The organism is Halobacteriovorax sp. RT-2-6, assembly GCF_047085025.1.
GTDB lineage: Bacteria > Bdellovibrionota > Bacteriovoracia > Bacteriovoracales > Bacteriovoracaceae > Halobacteriovorax_A.
In genome coordinates, this window is record NZ_JBKIYH010000001.1 from 1,488,264 (window position 1) to 1,513,047 (window position 24,784).

21 protein-coding genes are annotated in these 24,784 nt (G+C 35.8%); 5 read left to right on the top strand and 16 right to left on the bottom strand.

The genetic code is table 11. From position 1 onward, the window contains the following. Window positions 1-2: 2 nt before the first annotated feature. The 5 genes from ACMAYS_RS07005 to ACMAYS_RS07025 form a co-directional block, all read right to left on the bottom strand. The gene (locus ACMAYS_RS07005) at window positions 3-623 is read right to left on the bottom strand and encodes a hypothetical protein (RefSeq protein ID WP_103218924.1); all 621 of its coding nucleotides are present in this window, start codon (window positions 621-623) and stop codon (window positions 3-5) included. Between the two features lie 2 nt (window positions 624-625). Further along, window positions 626-2,449 carry a translation elongation factor 4 gene (gene lepA, locus ACMAYS_RS07010; protein WP_146037906.1) on the bottom strand — a complete coding sequence of 608 codons (1,824 nt, stop codon included), beginning with the start codon at window positions 2,447-2,449 and terminating at the stop codon, window positions 626-628. Between the two features lie 89 nt (window positions 2,450-2,538). Further along, window positions 2,539-3,771: a HAMP domain-containing protein gene (locus tag ACMAYS_RS07015; protein WP_103218923.1), complete on the bottom strand. Its 1,233-nt coding sequence runs from the start codon at window positions 3,769-3,771 to the stop codon at window positions 2,539-2,541. 30 nt (window positions 3,772-3,801) lie between these two features. Beyond that, on the bottom strand, window positions 3,802-4,497 hold the full coding sequence (locus ACMAYS_RS07020) for a potassium channel family protein (RefSeq protein ID WP_021266154.1): 696 nt from the start codon (window positions 4,495-4,497) through the stop codon (window positions 3,802-3,804). 20 nt (window positions 4,498-4,517) lie between these two features. Beyond that, a complete protein-coding gene (locus ACMAYS_RS07025) occupies window positions 4,518-6,248 on the bottom strand; it encodes a TrkH family potassium uptake protein (RefSeq protein WP_158246933.1) in 1,731 nt (576 codons plus the stop codon). A gap of 65 nt (window positions 6,249-6,313) precedes the next feature. Here ACMAYS_RS07025 and ACMAYS_RS07030 point away from each other — a divergent pair, with 65 nt between their 5' ends. From ACMAYS_RS07030 to ACMAYS_RS07040, 3 genes are all read left to right on the top strand, one after another. Further along, the gene (locus tag ACMAYS_RS07030) at window positions 6,314-7,462 is read left to right on the top strand and encodes a class I SAM-dependent RNA methyltransferase (RefSeq protein ID WP_412462996.1); all 1,149 of its coding nucleotides are present in this window, start codon (window positions 6,314-6,316) and stop codon (window positions 7,460-7,462) included. Window positions 7,463-7,559: 97 nt separating this feature from the next. After that, window positions 7,560-8,363 (top strand): tetratricopeptide repeat protein, encoded by an 804-nt coding sequence (locus ACMAYS_RS07035; RefSeq protein ID WP_158246932.1) that lies wholly within the window; start codon window positions 7,560-7,562, stop codon window positions 8,361-8,363. Window positions 8,364-8,379: 16 nt separating this feature from the next. Beyond that, on the top strand, window positions 8,380-9,501 hold the full coding sequence (locus ACMAYS_RS07040) for a helix-turn-helix domain-containing protein (RefSeq protein WP_103218919.1): 1,122 nt from the start codon (window positions 8,380-8,382) through the stop codon (window positions 9,499-9,501). Here ACMAYS_RS07040 and ACMAYS_RS07045 read toward each other — a convergent pair. Further along, a complete protein-coding gene (locus ACMAYS_RS07045) occupies window positions 9,498-10,679 on the bottom strand; it encodes an LptF/LptG family permease (RefSeq protein WP_412462997.1) in 1,182 nt (393 codons plus the stop codon). The genes ACMAYS_RS07040 and ACMAYS_RS07045 overlap by 4 nt on opposite strands. Before the next feature lie 101 nt (window positions 10,680-10,780). Between ACMAYS_RS07045 and ACMAYS_RS07050 the strand changes: the two genes are divergently transcribed. Further along, entirely contained in the window at window positions 10,781-12,289 is a 1,509-nt protein-coding gene (locus ACMAYS_RS07050; RefSeq protein WP_412462998.1) for a leucyl aminopeptidase, read from the top strand. A 12-nt stretch (window positions 12,290-12,301) separates the two neighbouring features. Beyond that, the gene (locus tag ACMAYS_RS07055; protein ID WP_233189732.1) at window positions 12,302-12,778 is read left to right on the top strand and encodes a tRNA (cytidine(34)-2'-O)-methyltransferase; all 477 of its coding nucleotides are present in this window, start codon (window positions 12,302-12,304) and stop codon (window positions 12,776-12,778) included. Here the strand turns inward: ACMAYS_RS07055 and ACMAYS_RS07060 are convergent. From ACMAYS_RS07060 to ACMAYS_RS07105, 10 genes are all read right to left on the bottom strand, one after another. Next, a complete protein-coding gene (locus tag ACMAYS_RS07060; protein WP_412462999.1) occupies window positions 12,775-13,761 on the bottom strand; it encodes a hypothetical protein in 987 nt (328 codons plus the stop codon). The two genes, ACMAYS_RS07055 and ACMAYS_RS07060, sit on opposite strands and share 4 nt — an antisense overlap. Before the next feature lie 68 nt (window positions 13,762-13,829). Beyond that, window positions 13,830-14,705: a hypothetical protein gene (locus ACMAYS_RS07065; RefSeq protein ID WP_392990760.1), complete on the bottom strand. Its 876-nt coding sequence runs from the start codon at window positions 14,703-14,705 to the stop codon at window positions 13,830-13,832. 110 nt (window positions 14,706-14,815) lie between these two features. Continuing rightward, window positions 14,816-15,796: a hypothetical protein gene (locus ACMAYS_RS07070; protein WP_412463000.1), complete on the bottom strand. Its 981-nt coding sequence runs from the start codon at window positions 15,794-15,796 to the stop codon at window positions 14,816-14,818. A gap of 61 nt (window positions 15,797-15,857) precedes the next feature. Continuing rightward, the gene (locus tag ACMAYS_RS07075; RefSeq protein ID WP_412463001.1) at window positions 15,858-16,853 is read right to left on the bottom strand and encodes a hypothetical protein; all 996 of its coding nucleotides are present in this window, start codon (window positions 16,851-16,853) and stop codon (window positions 15,858-15,860) included. A 102-nt stretch (window positions 16,854-16,955) separates the two neighbouring features. Further along, window positions 16,956-17,918, bottom strand: coding sequence for a hypothetical protein (locus ACMAYS_RS07080; RefSeq protein WP_392990757.1), 963 nt, complete (start codon window positions 17,916-17,918; stop codon window positions 16,956-16,958). Between the two features lie 161 nt (window positions 17,919-18,079). Beyond that, window positions 18,080-19,045 (bottom strand): porin, encoded by a 966-nt coding sequence (locus tag ACMAYS_RS07085; protein ID WP_412463093.1) that lies wholly within the window; start codon window positions 19,043-19,045, stop codon window positions 18,080-18,082. A 183-nt stretch (window positions 19,046-19,228) separates the two neighbouring features. Continuing rightward, entirely contained in the window at window positions 19,229-20,410 is a 1,182-nt protein-coding gene (locus ACMAYS_RS07090) for a hypothetical protein (RefSeq protein ID WP_412463002.1), read from the bottom strand. A gap of 153 nt (window positions 20,411-20,563) precedes the next feature. Beyond that, window positions 20,564-21,700: a hypothetical protein gene (locus ACMAYS_RS07095; protein ID WP_103218909.1), complete on the bottom strand. Its 1,137-nt coding sequence runs from the start codon at window positions 21,698-21,700 to the stop codon at window positions 20,564-20,566. 128 nt (window positions 21,701-21,828) lie between these two features. Continuing rightward, window positions 21,829-23,358 (bottom strand): lytic transglycosylase domain-containing protein, encoded by a 1,530-nt coding sequence (locus ACMAYS_RS07100; RefSeq protein ID WP_103218908.1) that lies wholly within the window; start codon window positions 23,356-23,358, stop codon window positions 21,829-21,831. Window positions 23,359-23,513: 155 nt separating this feature from the next. Then, window positions 23,514-24,770 (bottom strand): dicarboxylate/amino acid:cation symporter, encoded by a 1,257-nt coding sequence (locus ACMAYS_RS07105; RefSeq protein ID WP_392990753.1) that lies wholly within the window; start codon window positions 24,768-24,770, stop codon window positions 23,514-23,516. Window positions 24,771-24,784 lie beyond the last annotated feature (14 nt).

Here is a 24,784-nt window from a genome sequence, read left to right on the forward strand (position 1 = left end):
AATTAGTTAAAAACAAAAATCTTTTTCGGATCGATATGGCCGTACTGACGCCACTTAGTCTTTAAAGCTTCAATCCTTAAAAGAAATTGCATATCTCTTTTACGATCATTTAGCTTTCTGACTTTCTTAGATTCCTTAACAAGCGGCCCTCTCGCATCATAAGGAAGAACAGAGATATCATCTAATAACATCGTCTTTCCTTCGTGAGAAATTGTTCGAGCAATGAATAAGTCATCTTTTACTAGTTGTAACGTAAACTCATTCTTAGGAATATAGAATTTAGTATTATGTAGAATGTCTTTAAAGACATGCTTTTTAAAAAGATTTTGTCCACGGTATTCAAAAAGAGAATGATTAATACTTAACATTGAATCTTTTTGATTTTCTTCAATTGAGATTTCATTAACAAATTTCTTAATAAGTGGCCCATTATCATCGAAGTCACGTTGAGTGATATACCAGTAAACGAATCCATTCATACGAGATTCGTAATCCTCATCTTCTTCCGATAATTTCCCAGCAAGCTTAAAATACTCTTCTTTTGCTGATCTTAATTTGTCATAGTATTCATTCGACGAAAACTTAGTTACAGCATCGTCTAAAATACTTCTCAATTCTTCCATGTTTATTTTTTCCCACCACTACTTTCTTCATCAACAGCAAGAACGGCCAAGAATGCTTCTTGTGGAACTTCTACGGATCCAACCATCTTCATTCTCTTCTTACCTTCTTTCTGCTTTTCAAGTAGTTTTCTCTTCCTTGAAACGTCACCACCGTAACACTTAGCAAGTACGTTCTTACGAAGTGCCTTTACAGTTTCACGAGCAACAATTTTAGCACCAATTGCAGCCTGAATGGCAATATCAAATTGCTGACGATCAATAATCTTTCTTAATCGCCCTACAAGATCACGACCCTTATAGTATGCATTATCAACGTGACAAATAATTGATAGAGCATCAACTTTCTCACTATTTAAAAGGACATCAACCTTAACAAGTTTTGAGGCTTGATAACCTTTGAACTCGTAATCCATCGATGCATATCCCTTAGTGTAACTTTTTAACTTATCATAGAAGTCAAAAACCATCTCACTTAGTGGAAGATCATAAGTAACCTGCACACGCTCTTCAGTAATATATTTCATATCTGTCTGAATACCGCGCTTTTCCTCACATAGACGAATAATCTTACCAACAAATTCGTTTGGTACGTGAATTGAGATTGAAACAACCGGCTCAGTAATTTCTTCAAATTTTCCAGGCTCAGGCATTGTTGAAGGGTTTTCAACATCAACAATCTCACCGTCATTCATCTTAACTTTATAAGACACAGAAGGTGCAGTTGAAATTAAATTTAAACTAAATTCACGCTCAAGACGTTCTTGAATAATATTCATGTGAAGTAGACCAAGGAATCCACAACGGAAACCAAAGCCTAGTGCCTGAGATGTTTCAGGCTCGTATGTAAATGAAGAATCATTTAGCGCTAGTTTTTCTAGAGCATCTTTTAATACTTCATAATCATGAGATTCAACAGGGAAGATACCACAGAAAACCATTGGCTTTACTTCTTCGTATCCACCTAAACTTGGCGTATCTTTCTTCTTAGCATTAACAACTGTATCCCCAACCTTTACGTCACGAATATTTTTAATACCGCAGATAACCATCCCAACTTCACCGGCACCGAGCTCTTTTACCTCAGTAAAGAACGGAGTGTTCACAGCAAGCTTAAGAACTTCATATTCTTGATCTGAATTCTTAAGATAGATAATATCTTTCTTATTAATCGTACCTTCAACCACTCTGAGTAAGAAGATTACACCCTGATACGGGTCAAACCATGAGTCAAAAATTAGACCCTGAAGATCTTTATTTGGGTCCCCTTTAGGACAAGGGATTTTTTCAATAATCGATTCAAGTAGGTCTTCTACACCAAGTCCTGACTTAGCTGAAACTTCATCAGCATCTAATGCTTCAATACCAACAACATCTTCAATCTCTTGCTTAACACGTTCTGCATCTGCGTGAGGAAGATCAATTTTATTAAGGACAGGCATGATTTCAAGATCATTTTCCATGGCCATATAAACGTTAGCAAGAGTTTGCGCTTCAACACCTTGAGAGGCATCAACAACAAGAAGAGCACCATCACAAGAAGCAAGTGATCTTGAAACTTCATATGAGAAGTCAACGTGACCCGGAGTATCGATGATATTTAGGTAGTAAGTCTGTCCATCGCGGGCCTTGTAGTTCAATCGAACAGTTTGTGCCTTAATGGTAATCCCACGCTCTTTTTCAAGCTCCATATTATCGAGAATACGATCAGATTTCTCGCGATCAGTAATTGAACCTGTTTTTTCAATTAAACGATCCGCAAGAGTCGATTTCCCGTGGTCAATATGTGCAATAATGGAAAAATTTCGAATTAGTTTCCTATCAATCATTGTATCTATAACTCCGCTAAATTCCACGAATCATAGCACATATTTCTAGGGATAACTATATTTTCGAGAGTTTTGAGGCACCTAAATACTTAAGATGCCTGAACTTCTTTTGACATTACCATTAAGTAATAATCTAGTGACGAGTCGCGTCCACGAATTGGAATTACTGACGCATAGCCTTCGTAAATATATTCAACTACTTCCTCGATATCTTCATGAGACTCACCTGCTTCATCCCCTTCGATATCAACCTTTACAGAAATCTTATCTCCAATCTCTTTATCTGATTTAGCTGAGTCATCGCGCTTAGCGATTTTGATTTCCTGGTTTTCAATCTTAGAACGACGCTTAATGGCAAGTTCATATGTTTCAATGATGCATTGAGGAATAATTGAGTCTGTCATCACTTTACCAATTGTATCTTCAGATTGAACCTGAAGAAGTTGGTAAATCTGATTATTCATATACATGAGCTCACCCTTGGCATTTGTTAAAAGAACAGGTCTCTTAACCATATTGGCAAGTACATCAAACTTTCTATTCTCTACAACAATCTTATCTGCACGTAATTCTTCAAACTTTTTGAAAGAGTGAATCATCTTATTCATCTCTTGAGCAATCTCTCCAATCTCGTCATCTTGCGAATAGTAGATCGAAACGTCGAAGTTACAATCTTGTAGCTCTCGAATAGCATCTTTAATCTTCTTAAATGGTAAAGCAATTTTACCAGGGATAACTAGACCTAAAATAATCGTCCAAAGAAATGCAATAATTAGAGTAATCATCATCTTGCGTTTAGTTTCGTTGATGATTCCTTTAATTTTCTCTTCTCTTTCCACATTCTGATAATACTGAATGTCTTGAAACTCAGAGAATGCATCAAGAATTTTATCGGCCAGCTCACCTATGGAAGTCATTCCGATATTATTTCGATGGAATAAAGAAGCTTTACTTAGAATAACCTTCAATGAATCGGTATAAGAGAGCATTTGTCCAATAATCTTTTTAACCTCTGGTTCATCGTAGTGAGTATCAAGTCTTTGAAGTTGTGATGTAAAAGACTCACAAAGGTTTAGAATTCTTTCCACCATCTCTGGAGTTGGTTTTTTTGTGAGAATCCTTCTTTGATTCTTTAAAATCGCAACCGCTGAAATCCTAACCTCGTCAGTAATAAGAGTTACTTTATTTGAACGATCAGTAATCGACTCAATTTCTTTATTGAGGTTATTTAAATGATAAAAAACGATGAACGCTAGAAGAATTACAACTGCTGCTGCAAATGAAAAACTCCAGGCGACTCGATTTCTTAGTGATAAATTCAAAATTATTCCCCTTTATGCGACGTCAAAGACTTATGCATCCTCAAGATCAGCAAAAAGTTTATTAAAATTCTTTTCACTTCCAACTAGAACAACGATGTCATCTGATTCGATAATATCCATCGGCATTGGACAATCGTTAATTTCCATACGATAAGCAGACTTACCGTCTTCAGTGATATATGGAACCTTCTTTTGAAGGGCAACAATATTAAGTGAATAGTTTTGACGAATCTTACTCTCTACCAGAGTCTTTCCTTCAAATTTCTTTCCAAGCTTAAGCTCGACAATAGAATATCCGGCCGCAAAGTTATAACGCTGAAGAACGTGAGGAGCAATAATCTTAGAAGCGACGATTTCCCCCATCTCCTCTTCAACTTTAATAATTTCAGAAGCACCAATTTCATGAAGAACGTGCTCGTGAAGTTTTGAAGTAGCACGGGCAATTACACGACCTACACCAAGCTTTCGAAGCATTGTTACGGCCATAATCGACATCTGAATATTGTCACCAATGGCAACAACCGCAGTATCAACGTCAGAAATATTTACAGATCGAAGAGATCTTTCATCAGTAACATCTAGTGCAACAGCGTGTGTTGTACGGTCTTTAATTTTATCAACGAGCTCATCATTCTTATCAATAGCAATTACCTCGGCTCCCTTTTCAAAAAGTCCAACCGCAGTTTTTGCTCCAAATGTCCCTAGCCCGATAACAGCAACTAGCATATAAAATCCTTTATCTAATTTTAACCAATCATTATTCGTCCGTCAGGGTAGTCTAATTTACCTGAGTATTTCTGTCTCTCACCAATTGCTAAGATTAGAGTTAAAGGACCAATACGTCCAATAAGCATCAGAATAGAAATTGCGACTTTCCCTGCGACTGTTAAAAATGGAGTAACTCCAAGAGTGAGCCCAACTGTTCCCCCTGCACTTAGAACTTCAAAGAAAAGTGGTAAGAAGTTTTGATTTGGCTCTATTTTCATCATGATAAAAATAAATGATGTTGAAACGACAATAGAGATGAACATAAGTGCTGTTGCCTTAACAACAACAGGTCCAGCAATTTTGCGATCAAACATCATAACGTTTTTATCACCTTTTAGTGTTGATATAATAGACTGAACAAGAATAGCAAGAGTCGTCGTCTTAACCCCACCGGCCGTCGAACCTGGTGAACCACCGATGAACATAAACATAGCCATCATATAAATCGTATACGAATGAAGATTCGTCAGAGGAATCGTGTTGAATCCAGCAGTTCTAAGGGTAATTGATTGGAAGACAGAAATCTGAATTTTCTCCCAAAGATTATAGCTATCGAGAGCACCAAGAAACTCTCCAAAGAAAATAAAAATTGCACCACCAACAGTAAGAGCTAATGAAGTTATAAGAACAACTTTAGTGTGCATCCCTAAACGAACAATCGTCTTCTCTCTAGTGACAACTTCCTTTAATTCCTTAAGAGCAATGAAACCAATTCCTCCAAGAGAAATAAGAATTGCAATAGTTCCGTGAATTAAAGGATTAGTAGCATAATTTTCAAGAGAGTTATCAAATAGAGCAAAACCAGCATTACAAAATGCAGAAACACTATGGAAGAATCCGTAGTACATTGCCTGGCCAAATTCAAAGCCTTCGAAAGTGAAACCAATCGTTAAGATAATGGCCCCCCAAAGCTCAATAATAAAAGTATATTTAACAATATTGATAATCATAGCAAAGAGCTCTTCCAGAGAAGAAACATCGAGAAGGTCCTGCATGATGATACGATCTTTCATCTTCATCGATCGACCTAGAACAATGGCCATAGAAGAGTAAAGGGTCATAATGGAAAGACCACCAATTTGAATTAGTCCTAAGATGACCAATTGTCCGACCACACTAAAACTCGTATTCGTTCCAAGTGTTGAAAGTCCTGTAACACAAGTTGCCGAGGTTGCAGTAAAGAGGGCATCCACAAAACTGATACTTACTCCATCTGCAGCAGAGAGAGGAAGCATGAGTAATAAAGTCCCTGCCATGATAACCCCACCAAAGGTGAAGAGAACAAGCTGAGCAGACGTTAATTTGATTTTACTAAAGAGCGTATCAAAACGATTCTTATACTCTCGATTTGTTGGCTCTCCCCCATCATCATATAAAGATAAAATAGTCGAGAGTAAGTGCGCGCTGGCGAGCAAATAGGTAAACTTTAAATCACCCCAAGTAATGAGTGTCGGTATAAATACGAGTAAAGAAAATGAATATCGACGAAAAAAGTCTTCACCATTTTTTGCTTCAATCATGTTCTTAATAACCGTTAAAGCAATGGCAATTGGGACTACCCAAACCATTAAGTCTAGGGTATTCACGATAAACTTTTGATTCCAACTGGCCGGGATCTTCTTATTATCGTAGAGAGTGAATAAGAGGATAAAACTACCGTTGAAAAAAAGTTCAAACAGGAATGACAATTTTTGTAATAATGATGCCATATTCTTTAATAATATTACTAATTTAGCTAAGTTGATACTTATAGCAGATTGAGACATATTTTCCTATGACTAAAAAGAAGAAACCAAACAAAGAGATCAAGTTTCCAAAAACTTTCCCAATCGATTTCAAAGTCGAACACCTCGACTCTCTTGGTCAAGGAGTTTCAAAATCAAATGGAATTGCTTTTATTCAAAAAACACTTCCCGGAGAAGAAGGAAAGGCCCTTGTATACAAGTCTAAGAAAAGTATTCAATTTGCAAGCTTAACCGAGTTAACTAAGAAGTCCCAATTACGTACTGATTCTGAATGTCCTTACTATAGCGAGTGTGGAGGTTGTCACTTCCTACATACTAGTTATGAAAATGAGATTGAGTTTAAAAAGAAAGCTTATCTCGACAACTTTAGTCGCCAATTTAAAATCGACTTAAGTGAATCTCTGATTATTCATAAAGCAGACGAACGCTATAAATATCGAAATCGTATTCAACTTCATTATAATAAGAAGGACAACTCTCTTGGCTTTTTTAACGATTCAAATTCTAAAATCATTACAATTAAAAATTGTTTAATGGCAAATGATGACATTAATAGTGAATTAGCAGTGCTTCATGAAGACTGGCAAAGTGATGCAAAAAAAAGCAAAGGCCATGTTGAATTATTTCAACGAGATGGAAAAATCTTAAAAACATTTGATTCCTACTACTCAGCGGAAGGGTTCTTACAAGTAAATCCACCGATGAATGAACGCCTATTAACACTAGTTAATGAATATATGAGTAAAGTCACAAGTAACTCCTCTATCACTGTTGATTTATTTGGAGGAAGCGGAAATATTACAAAAGCACTCTCACATCGTACTATTGTCATGGATGCAACTCCGACTAAATTTATCAAGTTACAAAATAAAGAGCATCAGGAATATATTGAATTAGATATCTACCACCACACGGCCATAAAGAAGCTAGAGGAAATGGCAATTACAGAAATTGATCTACTTGTAATTGATCCTCCTCGAAGTGGACTTAAAAATATTGATGAATTCACTAAAATCCTAAAGCCAAAACATATCGTATATGTCAGTTGTAATAACCAAACTCTGGCCAGAGATACCCATAAAATTCAATCAGAATATCGTATTGAAGAGTCGCACATGTTCGACTTTTTTCCTGGTACCCGACACTTTGAATCAGTTATCTTCTTTGCGCATAGGTAACGATTGTAAGTTCTTAGATTAACATTGTAATGGGCACTGAAAGCCATTACAATTAAAGAGTATATTCTCTTTTTAATCTAACGTTTTTGGTGAAATGATGAAACGAACTACAGTTACTTTTCTATTTGCAACATTAATTGGAATCATGACGACTTCATGTTCTTCGAATCAGAAAGCAGAACAGTTAAAGAAGGCAGAGCTCTTCTATACATATGGTACTCAAAAAATGATCGATAAGGATTACTCTCAAGCACTTGAAGCTTTAGAGAATGCGAATCAATTAAATCCTAATGATACAAAAACTTTAAACAATCTTGGTCTTGCATACTACTTTAAAAATAGACCAGAAAAAGCAAAGTTCTACTTTAATCAGTCGATTAAAATAGATAATAAAAACTCAGACGCTAGAAATAACCTTGCTTCAATTTATTTCAAAGAAGGTGATTACAATAAAGCAGAAGAGCACTACAAAATTGTTTTAAAAGACCTTATTTATCGCTACAACTATCGAGTTAAGTACAACCTATCTCTTATAGAACTAAAGAGAGGAAACAAAGATGCAGCAGTTAAGTACCTTCAAGAAGTTACTGGCTACACACTAGACTATTGTCCTGCTCCTTATCAATTGGCCCTAATCTATAAGAAAGATGGAAATATCAAAGAGGCCATCAAGAACTTAAATATTGCAACAACAGGTGAATGTAAGAAAGAGATTGCACCAAAGTTTGAACTTGCAGAAATTTATCGTTCTCTTGGTGAAGCTAAGAAGGCACTACCTCTTTACAACGAAATTATTGAGCAGTTCCCAAGAACTGATTATGCGAAAAGAAGCTTAGTAATCAAGAATAATCTAATGAAGAATGTTTATTACTCAAACAAATTTGAAACTGATAATTTATAATTAAAAAGGCGTAATAATGGAACAGGAAGTTGCAAAAGAAGCCCAAAACCTATCTCTAGGAAAATATCTCCAAAAGGCCAGAGATAAGAAAGATCTAAGTATCGAAGCAGTAAGCAGACATACTAGAATCAACCTAACAAACCTTTCGGCACTTGAAGCGGACGACGTCGAGCGACTACCTAACATCGCTTACGTAAGAGGTTTCGTTAAGACACTGGCAAAAACTTATGACATCGATGTCGAAGAAGCAACAAGAAAGCTTGAAGAGCTTTATGGCGAAGCTGCAAGTGAACAGACTCAACCGCTTGAAGCAACAGACTTCCCTCAAGCAAACGTAGAGAAGAAGCAGGATCTTGTTAAAAAGGAAGTTCAAATTTCGGACTCTCTAAAATATAAATTACTAGGTGTTGTTGCAGCCTTCTCTATTGGTATTTTTATTTTTATTAATCTTGATAAATCCAGAGAAGTAGATACTGGTGAAGAAACTAAAGAAGTCGTTGTCGAAGCACAAGTGTTAGATGAGAACACTCCGCTACAAGAAGAAAGCGTTGAAGAGACAGAAACAACTTCACAAGAAGCAACAAGTGAAGATGCTACTGAGCAAGTAGTAGAAGAGACAAAACCTGAAGTTATCGTTGAAACTAAAAAAGAAGAAAAGCCAGAAGAAAAAAAGGTAGAAGAAAAAGAAGAAAAAGAGCTTAATTTCTACAACCTTCCTTCTCCACTCTTTGCATTCAAGGATATCTCAGAAGATGAGAAGAATGAGATTATTCCAGCAAATATCAGAGCTGCATTTGAAGATGGAAAACAAAATATTTTTCTAAAAGCTATGACTGGTGATTCTTGGATTGTTTATCAAAGTGATGAAGATCCAATCAAAAAGTTCACGCTTAAAGAAGGAAGGTATCTTCTAATTAAGGGTGATAAAATTCTACTTCGCCTAGGAAATATTGATGCTCTAAACGTATTTTATAATGGTGAACTACTAGGTATGAATTCTCGCTCAGGGGTCAAAAGCTTAGTTTTCCCTGTTGAAATTGCAAAAGATTACAAGTTACCACTGTTTATTTTTGATAAAAACGGTGGTGTTCAAACATCTAAAGAATATTTAGAACAAAAAGAAAATTCTCAAAACTAAGAATTCCAATCTAATTTTTTATAATAACTAATTCCAATAGCTCCTGTGACTACCGCTGGTAAGAACAGGACTAATGGGATTGGTAAATTACTTTTCTTAGCAACAGACACACCAGAGAAATAAAGGGTGTAATAAACAATCGTTACCAAAAGAGCTAATGCACTAGTATTACGAGTTGCACCTCTCCCCTTTTTTACACCAAAGACAAAGCCTAAAAGAGCAAAAACAATACATTGAATAGGTATCGTAAAACGTTCCCAATACTCAATATTTCCCTTTCTTATATCATCTTCTAGCTTATCCTTTATCTTCTTCGTCTTAGTATTTTTTAATTGGCCCTTTAGCTTTCTAATATGTCTTCTCAGCTCGTTAGATGACATCATACTTGCCTTGTTAACACTCGAAAAACTCTGACCTGTTACTATTGGATATTCATACGTTTCAAAAAGAATTTTTTCTACTTCATGGCCTTCTTTATCAATAGAAATAATACTTCCATTGAAAAAATCAAATCTAATATTTAAACCACTTGAGTCTCCATCAGACTTTGGCTTATTCAAGACTCCTTGTTTGGCCATAATTACTTTATCAACACCATCTTTAGAAGAGATTCTCAAAAAAACATTTTCTAATATCTTTCCATCATCCTTCACATCTTCAGCAAAAAGAATTACCCCAGGAATCTCTGTAAAAAATTGCTCTTTTTTAATATCTGTCAGAATTCCCTTTGATCCAAGTTGCTTAAAAGTATTCCTAAATATTTTCTTTGAAGTAGGAATCATATTCGTATTTAAAGAAACGACAGAGACAGCAATAAGAATTGAGATAATAAAATAAGGAGAAAAAATTCTGTGCTTATTAATTCCCATGGCCCTCAATGCAACAATTTCTGAGTCTTCACTTAATTTATTTAGTGTATAGATCATTGCAAAAAGAATCGATAACGGAGTCGCCATTGGGATGAAACTAATAGAGATATGGCCAAGAATTTCTAAAAATTGAAAAATTCCTACACCTTTTTTTGTCACAAGCCTCATGAATTTGAACAGTTGTGTCGTTAAGAGGAAGGCAACAAAGAAAGTAAGACTCATCGCAAAAGGGATAATAAAGTTTGACGCAAGGTATCTTTGAAATATCTTAGTTGGGATTAAATCTTTGATCTTTTTGACTGCGTCCATGAAAACCCTTAGCGACTGTTGTCATACTTTGTCTTTTTGTATAGTTACTGCTAGTTTATACCCTCTTAAATCACTTTGAAACCCCCTTTTAAGGAGCAAATATGAAATTCACTTTGAATTTAAATTCTAAAGAAAATTCAAGTGCTGATTGTTATGTAATTGGTGCTTATTCAACAAAAACAAAAAAAGGTAAAAAAGAAGTAGAAACTGTAGCTCTTACAGGTTGGCCAAAAGAGCTTAAAGCTACTTTTGAATCAATGAATAGCTCAGTTGATTACAATGGTACAAAAGGTACTACTTATGCTTTCAACCACTATGGTAGCGACGTATTAGTTGTTGGACTTGGTGACAAAACTAAAGTTACAACTGAAGACATTAGAAAAGAGTTAGCGAAAACTTATAAACTTGTTTCTAAGTATAAGAAAGTTGCTGTAGCTTTTGATACGTTTACTTTTAAAACGAAAAAAGAAGAGTCACTAGCAGTTCTAGTTGAAGCTTTTGAAATGTCTGCTTATAAATTTGATAAGTATCTTTCAGAATCAAAGCCAGCTGCTCTTAAAGAAGTAATCATTGATACTGCTGAAAAAGCTGCAAAGAAGAAAGACTTTGATAAAGTTATCAAAGATTCACAATTTGTAACTGAGTCGATCAATGTTGCACGTGACTTTGTTAACGAGCCACCAAACGTTCTACGTTCAACTGAATACGCAAAGCGTGTTAAAAAAGATGTTGAAGGTATCGCAGGTGTAAAGTGTAAGATCCTTGGAAAGAAAGAGCTTAAGAAAGAAAAAATGGATCTTTTCCTATCTGTTAACAACGGTTCTGCATACGATGCTCAACTTGTTCACCTTACTTATACTCCAACAAAAGCTACTAAGAACATGAAGCACATCGCTTTCGTAGGAAAGGGTTTAGTTTTTGATACTGGTGGATATTCACTTAAGCCAGGTGGATCAATGATGAATATGAAGTTTGATATGGCAGGTTCTGCAACTGTTTATGCTGCATTTAGAGCTGCTGCTAAAATGAAACTTCCAGTAAAAATCACTTGTATCCTAGGTATGACTGATAACGCAGTAAACGCTGATGCAACGATGCCAGACTCAATTGTAAAAGCTAGAAATGGTAAAACAGTTGAAATCCTAAACACTGATGCTGAAGGACGTTTAGTTCTTGCTGACTGTCTAGACTATGCTTGTGATCTAAAACCAGATGCAATCATCGACGCTGCAACTCTTACTGGTGCTTGTCTAGTTGCTCTTGGAACTGAAGTTTGTGGTCTTATGTCAAATGACAAAAAGCTTTCTGCAAACCTTCTTAAAGCTGCTGAAACAGCGGATGAGTATATGTGGGAACTTCCAATTATCCCTGAGTGGACAAAAGACATGAAAGGTACAATCTCTGACCTTAAAAATATCGGTGGTTCTTCTTTTGGTGGTACAGCTAAAGCTGCTGCTTTCCTACAAGAATTCATCAAAAATGATATTGCTTGGGCACACCTTGATATCGCAGGTGTTGGTGACTCTCAATCTCACCTACCATACTGTCCACCAAAAGGTGCTTCAGGAACTGTGATTAGATCTCTTGTAGAGTTCTTAAAGCAAAACTAAGAAGTCATCCCAGTGAGTAGTAACGCAATTTTTAACATTGTTCTATATGCGCCAGATATTCCCGGAAATACCGGGAGTATAGGGCGTACTTGTATCGCTCTTGGTGCAAGACTTGTCCTTATTAAGCCTTACGGATTTGATCTTTCAGAGAAAGCCGTCAGACGCGCGGGACTTGATTATTGGAAATATGTTGAAGTTGCAGAATACGAAAACTGGGAAGAATTCATAGAAAATGAAAAGCCAGATGAAGAAAATCTTTTCTTCTATACAAAGACGGCCATAGAAAATCATTTCTATGGACGAAACTACACTAAAGGCTGCTATCTTGTCTTTGGTTCAGAGACAAAAGGGCTACCAAAGCATATCTTTGATAGCTACCCTAATCGTTTATTTTGTCTTCCAATGTTTTCAGAGCATGTGAGATCGTTAAATCTCTCAAACGTGGCCACGACTGTAGCCTACGAAGCATTAAGAGTTATTCAATATTAAAATTGATACCCCATACCAAGTGTAATTCGATATTGATCTAGCTTAATATCTTGATTAGCAATCTCAAGACTACCATCAGCAAGATAGTCAAAAGCTAGAGTTATATCCATCCCCGCTTCACGATATCCAAAATCCACAGAAGTATAGATTTGTTCAGATGATGAGTTATTAATATCAAGTTTTCGATATTCAATACCTGGAGTAACATAGAGATATTTTGTATAAAGAACTTCAAGATCAAAATTAAACTTCATTCTCTTATAATCACCTGAAGCGTATCCATTATCTCCTGACTCATATTCAAAATCAGTATCAAACTCTAAATTACTATGTTTTCTTGTTCCACCAATAAAAAATTCTTTTCTTGTTCCACGATTAAGCTCTTGGCTTTTTGTTTTAATACTAAGACCAGCTTCAGCAGATAGCACTTCATCAAGATAGCCACCAGCAAGTGTTAGATCAGTGTAGTAACCATGCTTTTTTGAATTTGGCTTTACGTATTTATAGGCTCCACCAAAGCTTACACGATTAATATTAAACATAGTTGAAGCTTCAACTTCGAATGTATTGATATTTTTATTTTGAAGGTCTCTTTCAATATTTCTATATCCAAAACCAAAAGAAACTAAATCAACAGGTCTAAATCCCATAAGAAGAACAGCTTCTCTATTGTGGCCAACCTCTGTGATAATTGGCTGAGTCTGTGCAAATCCAACATTGTCATTATATGAAAACTCTGCTGAAAATACACGATTCCCAAAAGCACCATTAATATCAAAGTCTGAACTATCAAGAGTATCGATATCCTGAATCTCTGCACTTCCGCCTTCGAATTGTGTGTTAAAAAATTGTCTACGATCATTTGCTACGGCCATTGAAGAGCTATGTCTCGTTTTACCATCTTTAGAGATCTCAGGCATAACTCGATTTGCAAATGCAGTTGATGTTAATAGTAGTGATAGTGCAAAAATTTGTCTTTTCATAATCCCTCTTAAATAATTTGATTTTATTCTAGAGGATATAAAAAGGGAGGTCAAAACCTCCCTGATATTTAAAAGAAATAAACAGCGTTTACTTTTAAGTTCAGATCTCCACCTAAGAAGAAGTCAGCACCTACAGTTGCGTCAATTTTATCCTTACGATAACCAAAATCACCAGAAACTGCTAAGTTATCGAATTCAAAATCGTAATCCACGATATCCCACATAACACCTGGAGTTACGTAGTATCGATCTTGTACTAAAATTTCAGCATCACCAGTTAGAGAGATTATATTGTCAGAGAAAATATTTAGTCCGTCAGTTGATGAAACAGAAATATCAGCATCGTATTCGATTTGGTCAACGATCATTGTTAAACCACCAAAAAGATTTAATCTATCATCTCGACCTAGATCATCTGATGAAAGCGCATAAGTCATTCCCGCTTCCCAAGTCATTTTCTTATTCACTTGCCCAATACCAGCAGTCGCAGAAAGATAACTTCCATCTACAAATACCAAGTCCTGAGAATTATATGTAACAGATCCACCAACAATAAACTCTTTCCACTTAGTAGAAGCTGCAAACTCAATGGCCATGTCTTTTGCATCAGAATCAAAACTATTAAAATCAATTCCAAGACCAATGGCCAAGTCATCAGAGACCTTCATTCCACCTTTAGCATTGATTGAATTATAACCATCACCAAAATCAACAACACCTTCTGCTGAATAGTTTTTAAATGAATAAGCACCAAATGCTGCTAATCCTGAAGTGTCTTCAGTATCTTCGATCATCGCTCCTGCAAATGTTCTCTGTTGAGTCGAAACTGCGATTGCAGAATTATTAAGAGTTTTTCCATCACGTGAAGTTTCAGGAACTATTGTATTAGCAGCTGCTGATAAAGTTAGTGATGATAATAAAATTGTACTTAGTGTTTTTTTCAAAATTACTCCTTTAATTTTAATAACTTAAAAAAAGAATTATAGAAGAAAATTAAAATAAAAAAAGGGAGGCCAAAGCCTCCCCGTCCACATATAAAATTTATAAATAAATCTTAGAACTTGTAACCAACGTTTAAGTTAAATCCTATACCATCAGCATCAATACCTTCTAACTCACCTGTTGAGTAGCTTAGTCCAAAAGTAGTATCAAGACCATCAGCTCTATAACCGAAATCAGACTTTACGCTAAGAATTGATGAATCAGAGTCAGCGGCTTTAGGTAACGTAGTACTCAAGTGATAAACACCTGGTGTGATATAGAAAGTTGGACCAACTAAGAATTCTGCATCAAGAGAGATTTCAAGTTGAGAATAATCGTTGTCTGTTGCACGATTTTGTAAGTAATCACCATATTCATAAGATAGTGATCCATCTAATTCAACATCATTAACAATCATTGTACCGTTACCAAAAACTCCTAGGCGAGTATCTGCAAGTACAGCATCGTTACCTTTAGTTGTATATTGAATTCCCGTTTCCCAAGAAACAGATTTATCTTGTTTACCAAAAGCAAGAGTAAGAACAGTATAATCTCCTTCAGTTGTAGGAGTATCAATCATATGATGAGCAAGTGAAGCACCTAGGGTAGTTCCATTAACAACCATAGTTCCACCTGCTTCAAGAACAGTATCATCAATAGTTTCAGTCAATTCATCTACAGATAGCCCTAAACCAAGAGTTAGGTTTCCACCAGTTCTAAATCCCATTAATAGATTAAGTTCTGCAAGATCTTGTTCTGCACCCATCGTTTCCATTTTATTTTTTGAATAAGAACCTTCAAATGAAAATGTATCAGTTGAAACTGCACCAAATAAATTTGTAAAAGTAATATCTAGATCAACTGAAGGAGTCGTATCAGTTTCAAGGGCCTGAGAAGTATATTCACCAGCGATATAGCTTCTTTTATCTTGAGAAACAGCAAGTACTGATGTGTTTTTTGTTTTACCATCGCGTGAAATCTCTGGCATTAATACGTTAGCGTATGCTGATGTCGAAAGTGCTGCTAGAGCAACTGCACTAATAAACTTCTTCAAATCTTCCTCCTTGAAGCAATAAAATAAATATTAAGATTTATTATACTTTAAAATAAATTAATTAAAACAAATATCCTACATTTAGTGACCAACCAAGGCCATCGTAGTCGATATCATTTTCTTCACCAACAAAAATATAGCTTGCACCTATTGTTGCATCTAGTCTTTTTGTACGATAGCCAAAATCAGTTTTAAGTCTTACGTCAGAAGTGTCACTTGAGACACCTGGAGCATTTTCGGCCGAATAATTTATTCCCGGAGTAATATAGAAGCTTGATCCTAATAAGAATTCAGCATCAAATTCGAAGTATAGAGCATTAAAGTTATTTCCATCTGATGTATTATCTTCATCTTTTAAGTAGTTTCCAAATTCATATGTAAAGCTACCATCAATTTCAATTCCATTTACTACTTTTGTCATACCACTAAAAAGAGTGAATCTCTTACCAGTCGTTAAATCATCAGAGCCTTCAGTCTTTAGTTGTACACCTGCTTCGACACTATTTTTAGAATCTTGTTGACCAAAGCCTGCACTTAGAACGAAGAATCCACCTTTTGTGGCAGAAGTTTTATTTTCAACATATTCAACAGAACCACCTAAAACCTTGTCATTAACTTTAAGACTTCCACCGGCAGAAATAATGCTTTCATCTGTTGAAATATTTAATTCAGACTTTGTGTAACCAAGCCCTAAAGTTAGCTTCTTATTTACTTGGTATCCACCGAGAAATGAGAAGTTGGTCGCATGATTTTTAGAACCTTCAATATCAAAAGTAGGTATATCAACAGTTAACTGTCCATTGAATCCATTTGAAGAAAATCCACCAAAAACACCTGGAACAGTTTGTTTAATTTCAACGACTGGATTCGTATCACTTTCTACGCTTAAGTATTCATACTTAGCCGCCGCAAAATTTCTCTTTTCTTGCGATGATGCAATAACAGACGTGTTTAAAGTTTTACCATCGCGTGAAATTTCAGGAAGAATAAAATTTGCAGTTACATTGGTACTAATAAGTGAAAGTACACTTAGACATAAGATATTTTTCGACTTCAACTCGAACTCCTAGGGCGTATGAATATTTTATTAGATTATACAAAGAGAAAAGGGAGATGAAAATCTCCCTTTTTATAACAAATATTTGATTAATATCAGTTTTTAAAATAAATAGGCTACATTAACCTTCCACGCCATTTCATCGTAATCGACAGATCCAACTTCGCCAATAACTGCATAATCGACACCGAATGTCGCATCAATTCCGTTCATACGATATCTAAAGTCTGCAGAAAGATCGAGTTGCTTTGTGTCTGTTCCATCATTATCAATAAGTGTATATTCAATACCTGGAGCAATGAAGAACATCTTATGTAGCATAAATTCAGCATCAAAATTTAAATGAAACATAGAGTAGTCACCACCAGCTGTTGTGAAATCTCCAGTTGTGTAATCAATATCACCATCAAGCTCTGTGCTATCTAATACAGTAGTCATTCCCGCAAAGATTTTTGTACGACTAGGAGACTTAATAGCATCATCTTTCTCTTCAAGATCAAACTGAAGTCCCGCTTCCCATGACATATTATCTTTATTTGAACCAACACCTAAGATGATACGATTATGAGAACCATCTATAGTTCCATTATCTTCATCCACAAGACTAAAAGACCCACCAATAATTAGATCATTCATATTAAATGAAGCTGCTATCTCAATAACTGTATCTTCACTATCAGGATCTGTATCAACCATCTGATAGCCGATACCAAGAGCAAATTGATCTGATAACCTGAAGCCTGCTTTAATATCATATGTATTACTATCAGTATCAGTAGCACCAGTATCAACATTTCCAAAATTTAGATCTGCCTCGATTGACATCATCTTATTTGACCAAGCACCGTAAAAATCAAAGTTAGTGGTATCAATATCACCACCACTATCTGGTTCTAAATTTGAAGAGTTATACTCAGCCGCAACAAAAGTTCTCATCTCTTGTGTTACTGCAATTGTTGAATTATTTTTTGTTTTACCGTCACGTGACGTTTCGGGAACTATCGTATTCGCAAACGCTGTCGTTGTAAGCCCAACTAGAGTTGCGGCCATAAAGATATTCTTCATTTATTCCTCCATAAAAGTTGTATATGCAAATTTTCAACTAAGATGAAAAAAATAAAAACTTAATTTAATTTAAAAAAATGATGGCTTGAATGAGTTAGTTAGAAATAAGAAAGGGAGACCTAAGTCTCCCTTCACGTATATTCTAAATTTTAAAATTAAAATTAGAAGTTGTAAGCTACGTTAACTTTCCAAGCCATTGAATCGAAATCAACGTTGTTTTCTTCAGCCATAACAGCATAGTCAATACCAAAAGTAGCATCGATTTTGTTAGCTCTGTAACCGAAGTCAGCAGATAGATCAAGTTGGTTTGTTTCTGAACCAGCTACGTCTTCACTTGAGTAGTTAAGACCTGGAGTGATGTAGAACATTTTCCCAACTAGGAATTCTGCATCAAAGTTAAGTTCTAGGTTAGTGTAGTCACCACCAGCAGTTGCTGAAGCGTCACCAGTTGTGTAAGAAAGATCACCATCTAGTTCGATGTTGTTAACAACTTTAGTCATACCAGCAAATAGTTCAAATTTTGAACCAACATCCATTCCGTTAGCTGCATCGTCTTCTTCCATTGTGTAAGTAAGACCAGCTTCCCATGACATGTTGTTTGCGTTTGAACCAACACCAACAGTTAGAGTGTTGAATGAACCGTCTGTACCAGCATTATCTTCTTCAGAGTTAATTGCAAAAGAAGCACCGATTACTAGGTCATTCATGTTGTATGAACCAGCGATCTCTAGTTTTGTTTGCTCATCATCACTAGCTGTATCTTGAGACATCATTGTGTAACCAAGACCAACTGCAAATTGCTTGTTGATTCTGTATGCAGCTTGTACACCGTATGAATCATTATCTGTATCTGCATTTTCACCCATGTTGATGTCTGCTTCTACAGAGATCATTTTGTTTGACCATGCACCGTAAACATTCATGTTAGTTGTATCAACTTCTGGTGCACCAGCAGTATCAGCTTCTGTAGTTTTTGAGTTATACTCACCAGCTACGAAAGTTCTCATTTCACCAGTTGTAGCGATAACTGAAGAGTTCTTAGTTTTTCCATCACGTGAAGTTTCTGGAACGATTGTGTTTGCAAATGCTGCAGAAGAAAGTACTGCCATTGCGATAATACCTGTCATTTTTTTCAAAACTTACTCCTTGTTTTGTTTTATTTAAACTAGCGTTCTAGTTCGATTTAAAAAAATAATTTACTAAATTATACCCTTTTTGTTTTTCTGTGCAATTTTTTTTTACTTTTTTTTAAGAAAGGCCGTGGTTACACTTCCACGGCCTTTTGTATACAATCAAAAATTTTAAAATAATTAGAAGTTGTACTTCATTGCAACTCTTGAATCAGTGTCTTCACCATTTGTACCAGTGTAAACATCAATATCAACAGTTTTATAAGTTAAAGTAGCACCTACAGCAACTCTTGTAGTGTTTTCAAAAGAAGCATCACCATTTGTGTAAGAACCATTGTAGTTAGCAACAACAGCTGATGCTAAAATATTAGTTGGTCCACCTGTTGCATTTGCAAGGTCAGTAGATTTTGCATTTGAGTAAACAGATTGAGAAACAGAACCTCTTAGAGTTAACCAATCAGTTGCTTTAGTTTCAGCACCAATAATAACTGGAAGATTCATTGTTTCTAGCTTTGCTTTACCAGGAACTGCGTTAAGTTCTACATTGATTACTTGGAATGCAGTTCTTACGAAAACCATTCCACCTTCAACTTTGTATTCTTTACCTGCACCAAGATCTAAACGAGAAAGTTCACCATCTTCAGCACCGAAACCTCTTTCTTGGTCCCAAGAAAATGTTTTATATGAACCGTAGAATTTAGTGTCTTTATTGATTGTGTAAGAACCACCAACTTGAACACCAAGAGTTCCATCAAACTTATTACCTGATAGAAGGTTCTTAGACTCAGACATTAGAGAAACGTTTGCGTATGCATCCCAGTTGTCTTTGTTAACACCAAGCTTAACGGCCATTGCTTCGTCTTCCATTTTATTATTTGTTGTCCCATCAATTGATGTAACGTCTCTGTCTGAAGAAGCATAAACAAAAGCTGCACCCCAGTTAACACCAGCTTTTCCACCAATGAAAAGTTCTAGTTGATTATCTGATGAAGCTAAGTAGTTTGTTGTAGCAGCTGGAGCTGATGCAAGAATTCTTAGAGATGTAGAAATATTTGATTCGTTACCTAGGTAAAGACCATAAGTGAAGTTCCCCATTTTCTTAAAGAATCCACCCATCGCTTTTGGGTCACCATCAGTATCAAGAGTTGCTGATCCAGAACCAATACCTTCTGCACCGTACTCAAGTACAACCATATCTCCATAGTTGTTTACAAATGAAGCGTTAGTGAAGATATAACGATCATCCATTGTGTAGTAGTTGTCTTCAACTTCATCACCAAGAGCAAGAAGTCTTGCTTTTGTAGCATAAGCACTTGTGCTTAAAAGAGCTAAAGTAGCGGCACCTAAAAATACCTTTTTCATATTCCTCTCCTTGAGTGAGTAAATTCCATGAGTTCAAAAAGTAAACTCTTATTAAAAAATGTTAGTTCTTAAATTTTCGAAGGAGATGGGATGAATGTCAACACCCTGAAATTGCTAAAGAATTCGCAATCCCAGGGCTGATATAAGTATTTTTTATTTTATTTTTGCTTGGACAGCGATTCCTCTTGCGAGAAACTTTGACGACATCCAGGAATCTACGAATGTATCATTCTTTGTCGCCGCCTGCTTCAAAGGAGCGTTAAAACTAAAGAAAATAAGGTGATCTTCGTTTAGAGTTCCATCCTCTATTGAAGAATCGTCAATATCCGGACAATAAGAATAGTCTCTTAAAACCACACGCTCTTTTGACTCATTCTCATTAAAAGCGTCAAAATTCTTGGCCAGGTTTTTCTTCAGAAGATTGATTTTTTTAGAAATATCTTCCTCCGTGCTCTCTTCTTTATCGACAAAAGTAACAAATTTGGCCGTTTGAGCATATCCTTCACTTTCAGATTCACAAATCTCACCGATAAAGTGTCCCCAATCGTGCGTAAAAGATAATGGAAAGAAATAAGTTTGCGACTCTTCATCTTTTGTAATTTTCTCTTTTAAGTCTAAGTGAACATAAAGAGAACATGGTGTCGACGTACTTTCACAAAATTCAATGAACTCACTTGAAAGTGTCTTCTTATCTTGAAAGAGCTCTAAAAACTTAGCAGGAGACTCTCCCCAATATAAATTTTCACATTCAATAATTAGACCATTTGTTAGGCATACTTTCCAAAATGCTTGATCAATTAATTCTTCAGGAGTTGTACGATAGATTTCTTTAATTCTAAGATTAAAACTATTAGTTTTAATTCTCTCTAGAAGTCCTTCTTTACTAAGCGATGGAAGAAGTTGCGATGGCGATAATTGAATATGATTATCAATATAACTCTCTTCCCCCCACAGTAGTGGCATCGGCTTTGTACGAGATCCAAACGGGTGAAATTTAGAATCTTTGTAAAAACATGAACTATTGATTGGTGTCTCTTCAACAAGTCCTAGATCTTTTAAGATTGAAATATTTCCTTCACCGCGAATTAGTGACGGTCCCATTAGCTTGAAGTTATCTTCAGTTACTTCTTCTTCAGAAAGAAGCTTTACACTTGTTGCATCCAAATTATTTAAATGATCGAATAGATCAATTGCAAAGATATCACTTCCAACAATCAAATTTTTAATGAATGTCTTCTCTTCTTGTTTTACTTCAACTTTTTTAAGTTTAAGAATATCGCTATAGGCCATAGTACCAGATTCCTTGTGTGTTGTGTTTGGCAATACAATAGCGTATTTTTTTTGGAATTAAAATAGCGAAACCACGCATTAAAGCGTGGTTTCAGGTAATTTCACTATTTTTTTCTTACATTTTTAGATTATTTAATGACGAGCCTATCGCCTGCTCTAATTTGTCTCTTCTTGATAATATTTAAATTTGAAACAATTAGAGTATCAAGGCTTACACCTGTTTTACGTGATACAGACCATAAAGAGTCTCCACGTTGAACAGTGTAGTATTGAGTTGGATTATTAATTTTCTTTCCACGTTGTTTCGCTAATCTGATGCGATTACTATATTTTCTTTTTCTTACAACAGACTTACGAGGTTTATCATAGAGATCTGCGTACATATTATCTTTCTTACTCTGTCCTATTCTAAATGGCAGTGTTACGTAAGATCCGCGCTTAACTCTTGAACGATGTGATTTGTAATCATCGTTTAACCAAGTAAGAACTTCTTTATCTTTAATTTTAAATTTTTGAGCAACATCACTTAAACGAGTTCTCTTACCTCGTACACGATACTTTTGAAAAACATCCTGGCTAGCGACGTAATTCTTTTCAGTACAACAACTTGCCCACTGCTCTCTTTTTCCAACAGGAACTCTTAACGTGTAAGTTTTGTGTGTTGGTGGCGTGAACCATCTTTGAATCTCTGGGTTTAAGTAATGAAGATCATCAAATTCAATATTTAAATCTTTTGCAATTTCGAATAAGTCCGCTCCACCTGGAACAGAGATTTCTTGAAAATCCAGTGGTTCATGCCAATCAATCTCTTCAAAACCAAAAGACTTTAAGTTCTTTCCAATAATAGCTAGCGCCATAATTTTAGGAACATAATTCTTTGTTTCTGGTTTTAAATAACGGCCTTTTCTGATTTGCCAAAAGTTCTTTGTACGATAGCGACGAATCGCACGAGACATCTTTCCTTCACCAGCATTATATGATGCTGCAGCAAGCTCCCAAGAACCAAATTGATTAAAGAGTTTTCTTAAATATTTTGAAGCAGCAATTGAAGACTTGATTGGATCACGTCTCTCGTCAACATACCAGTTAACTTCAAGTCCATAACGACGACCTGTATAAGGCATGAACTGCCAAGGCCCTACCGCTTTTGCCCACGACTTAGCTTTTGTTTGAAATCCAGATTCGGCCATTGCTAAAAAGATTAAGTCTTGTGGTAGACCATTATCCTTTAAAACTTTAGAAAGGATCGGAGCATACCTTCCAGCTCTTGCAGAATATCTCTCAAAGAAGCCACGGCCACGTGTAGTAAAATACTTAATCCATTTCTTAACTGCCGCATTGTAAACAACAGGAATATCAAAATAATTATTTTCTAAATTTAAATGCTCAGCTCCATATAGGAAGTAAGTCTTAAGTTCATGAGTTGTTGGATGTTCAATCTTTGCAGAACCAACAATCTGATCATTCGAGAACTCTGCTCCGTGCTTTGCACTACGAGCGATGATTTTTTCTTCTGAGTATTCCGCATCTGCTTCAATTTCAGCATCTGTTTCAACAACTTCAGAAATGTCCTTCGGGCTCGGGACATCTTTCTCAACAGAGATACATGAAAAGAGCAGTTGGGAGGTTACCAGTAAAATTAATCCATTAATTCTCATCGATCTTCCTTAACTATATGTGCGTATTTCGTTTTCATAAATATTCGGGAACCCAACTTTGGGGTTCCCATATTTTTTCAAATTGTCGTGTCTGAGTCAACGAGGAAAAGATTTTTTCGGTTAAGTACAGTACTGAATTCAATACTTTATATTGTTTACTCTTTATTTTTCAGCATAGAATCAACAACAACTGTTCCCATGGCGTCACCAAAGACGTTAACTGCAGTTCTGAACATGTCCAGAATTCTATCCACAGCTAAGATAAGACCGATCCCCTCAATAGGAAGCCCGACAGCAGAAAGTACGATCGACATTGTAATTAGCCCCGCACCAGGAATTGCTGCTGCTCCGATTGCCGCAAGAGACGCTGTCATAAAAATAATAATCTGCTGAGTTAAACCTAAGTCAAAGCCATAAGCTTGCGCAATGAAGATGGCGGCGACTGACTCATAAAGAGCAGTTCCATCCATATTTACAGTTGCACCTAATGGTAAAACAAATTTTGCAGTATCTTTATCAACGCCTAAATTTTCTTCAACATTCATCATCGTAATAGGTAGAGTTGCTGCTGAAGAAGCAGTTGAAAAAGCAGTAATAATAGCTGGCCCTACACCTTTTAAAATCTCAATAGGTGAAGTCTTTCCGCGAATACTTCCAATAATCAGAAGAAAAATACCATGACAAATCAATCCTAGAATTACTGTCAGCATATACTTAGAAAGAGATATAATTGCGCCAAAACCAGATTTAGCAAGAACCCCTGTCATAAGAACAAAGATTCCATAAGGAGCTAAGCTCATTACTCCCATTGTTAGTTTATTAGAAAGAGATTCAAGAGAACCTACTACTTTAACAAATGGTTCACTATCTTTAGGAATAAATAGCGCAGTCATTCCCATAAGAATTGAGAAGACGATAACTTGTAAAATATTTCCATCGGCCATTGAACCAAATGGATTCGTTGGAATTGCACCTAGAAGAACTTCTTTGATTGAAGCAAACAGTGACGCCCAACCACTTGAACTACTTGCAACTTTCGACTGCATTGCTTCTGAAAGGCCATGAACTCCAGCAGAGCCAAGATCAGCACCAATACCAGGATTGATAAGATTTACAAAAATAATTCCAAATAAAACGGCAATACAAGTTGTAATGAAATAATAAGCAACGGCCCTTACCCCCATTCTTCCTAATGATTCTGGTGTTCCTAAGTGGTACATCGCCATAAAGATAGATGAGAAAACAAGAGGGATAATCACCATTTTAAGAAGAGAGATAAACGCATCTCCTATAGGAGAAATAAATTTTACGTATTCACCCTTTCCAAAATAATGTAACAGAAGACCCAAAATTAATCCGAGTACCATTGCAATACCAATCTTCTGCGCTTCCTTCTTTGCTGCTGGTTGCATTAAATTCCCCTTTT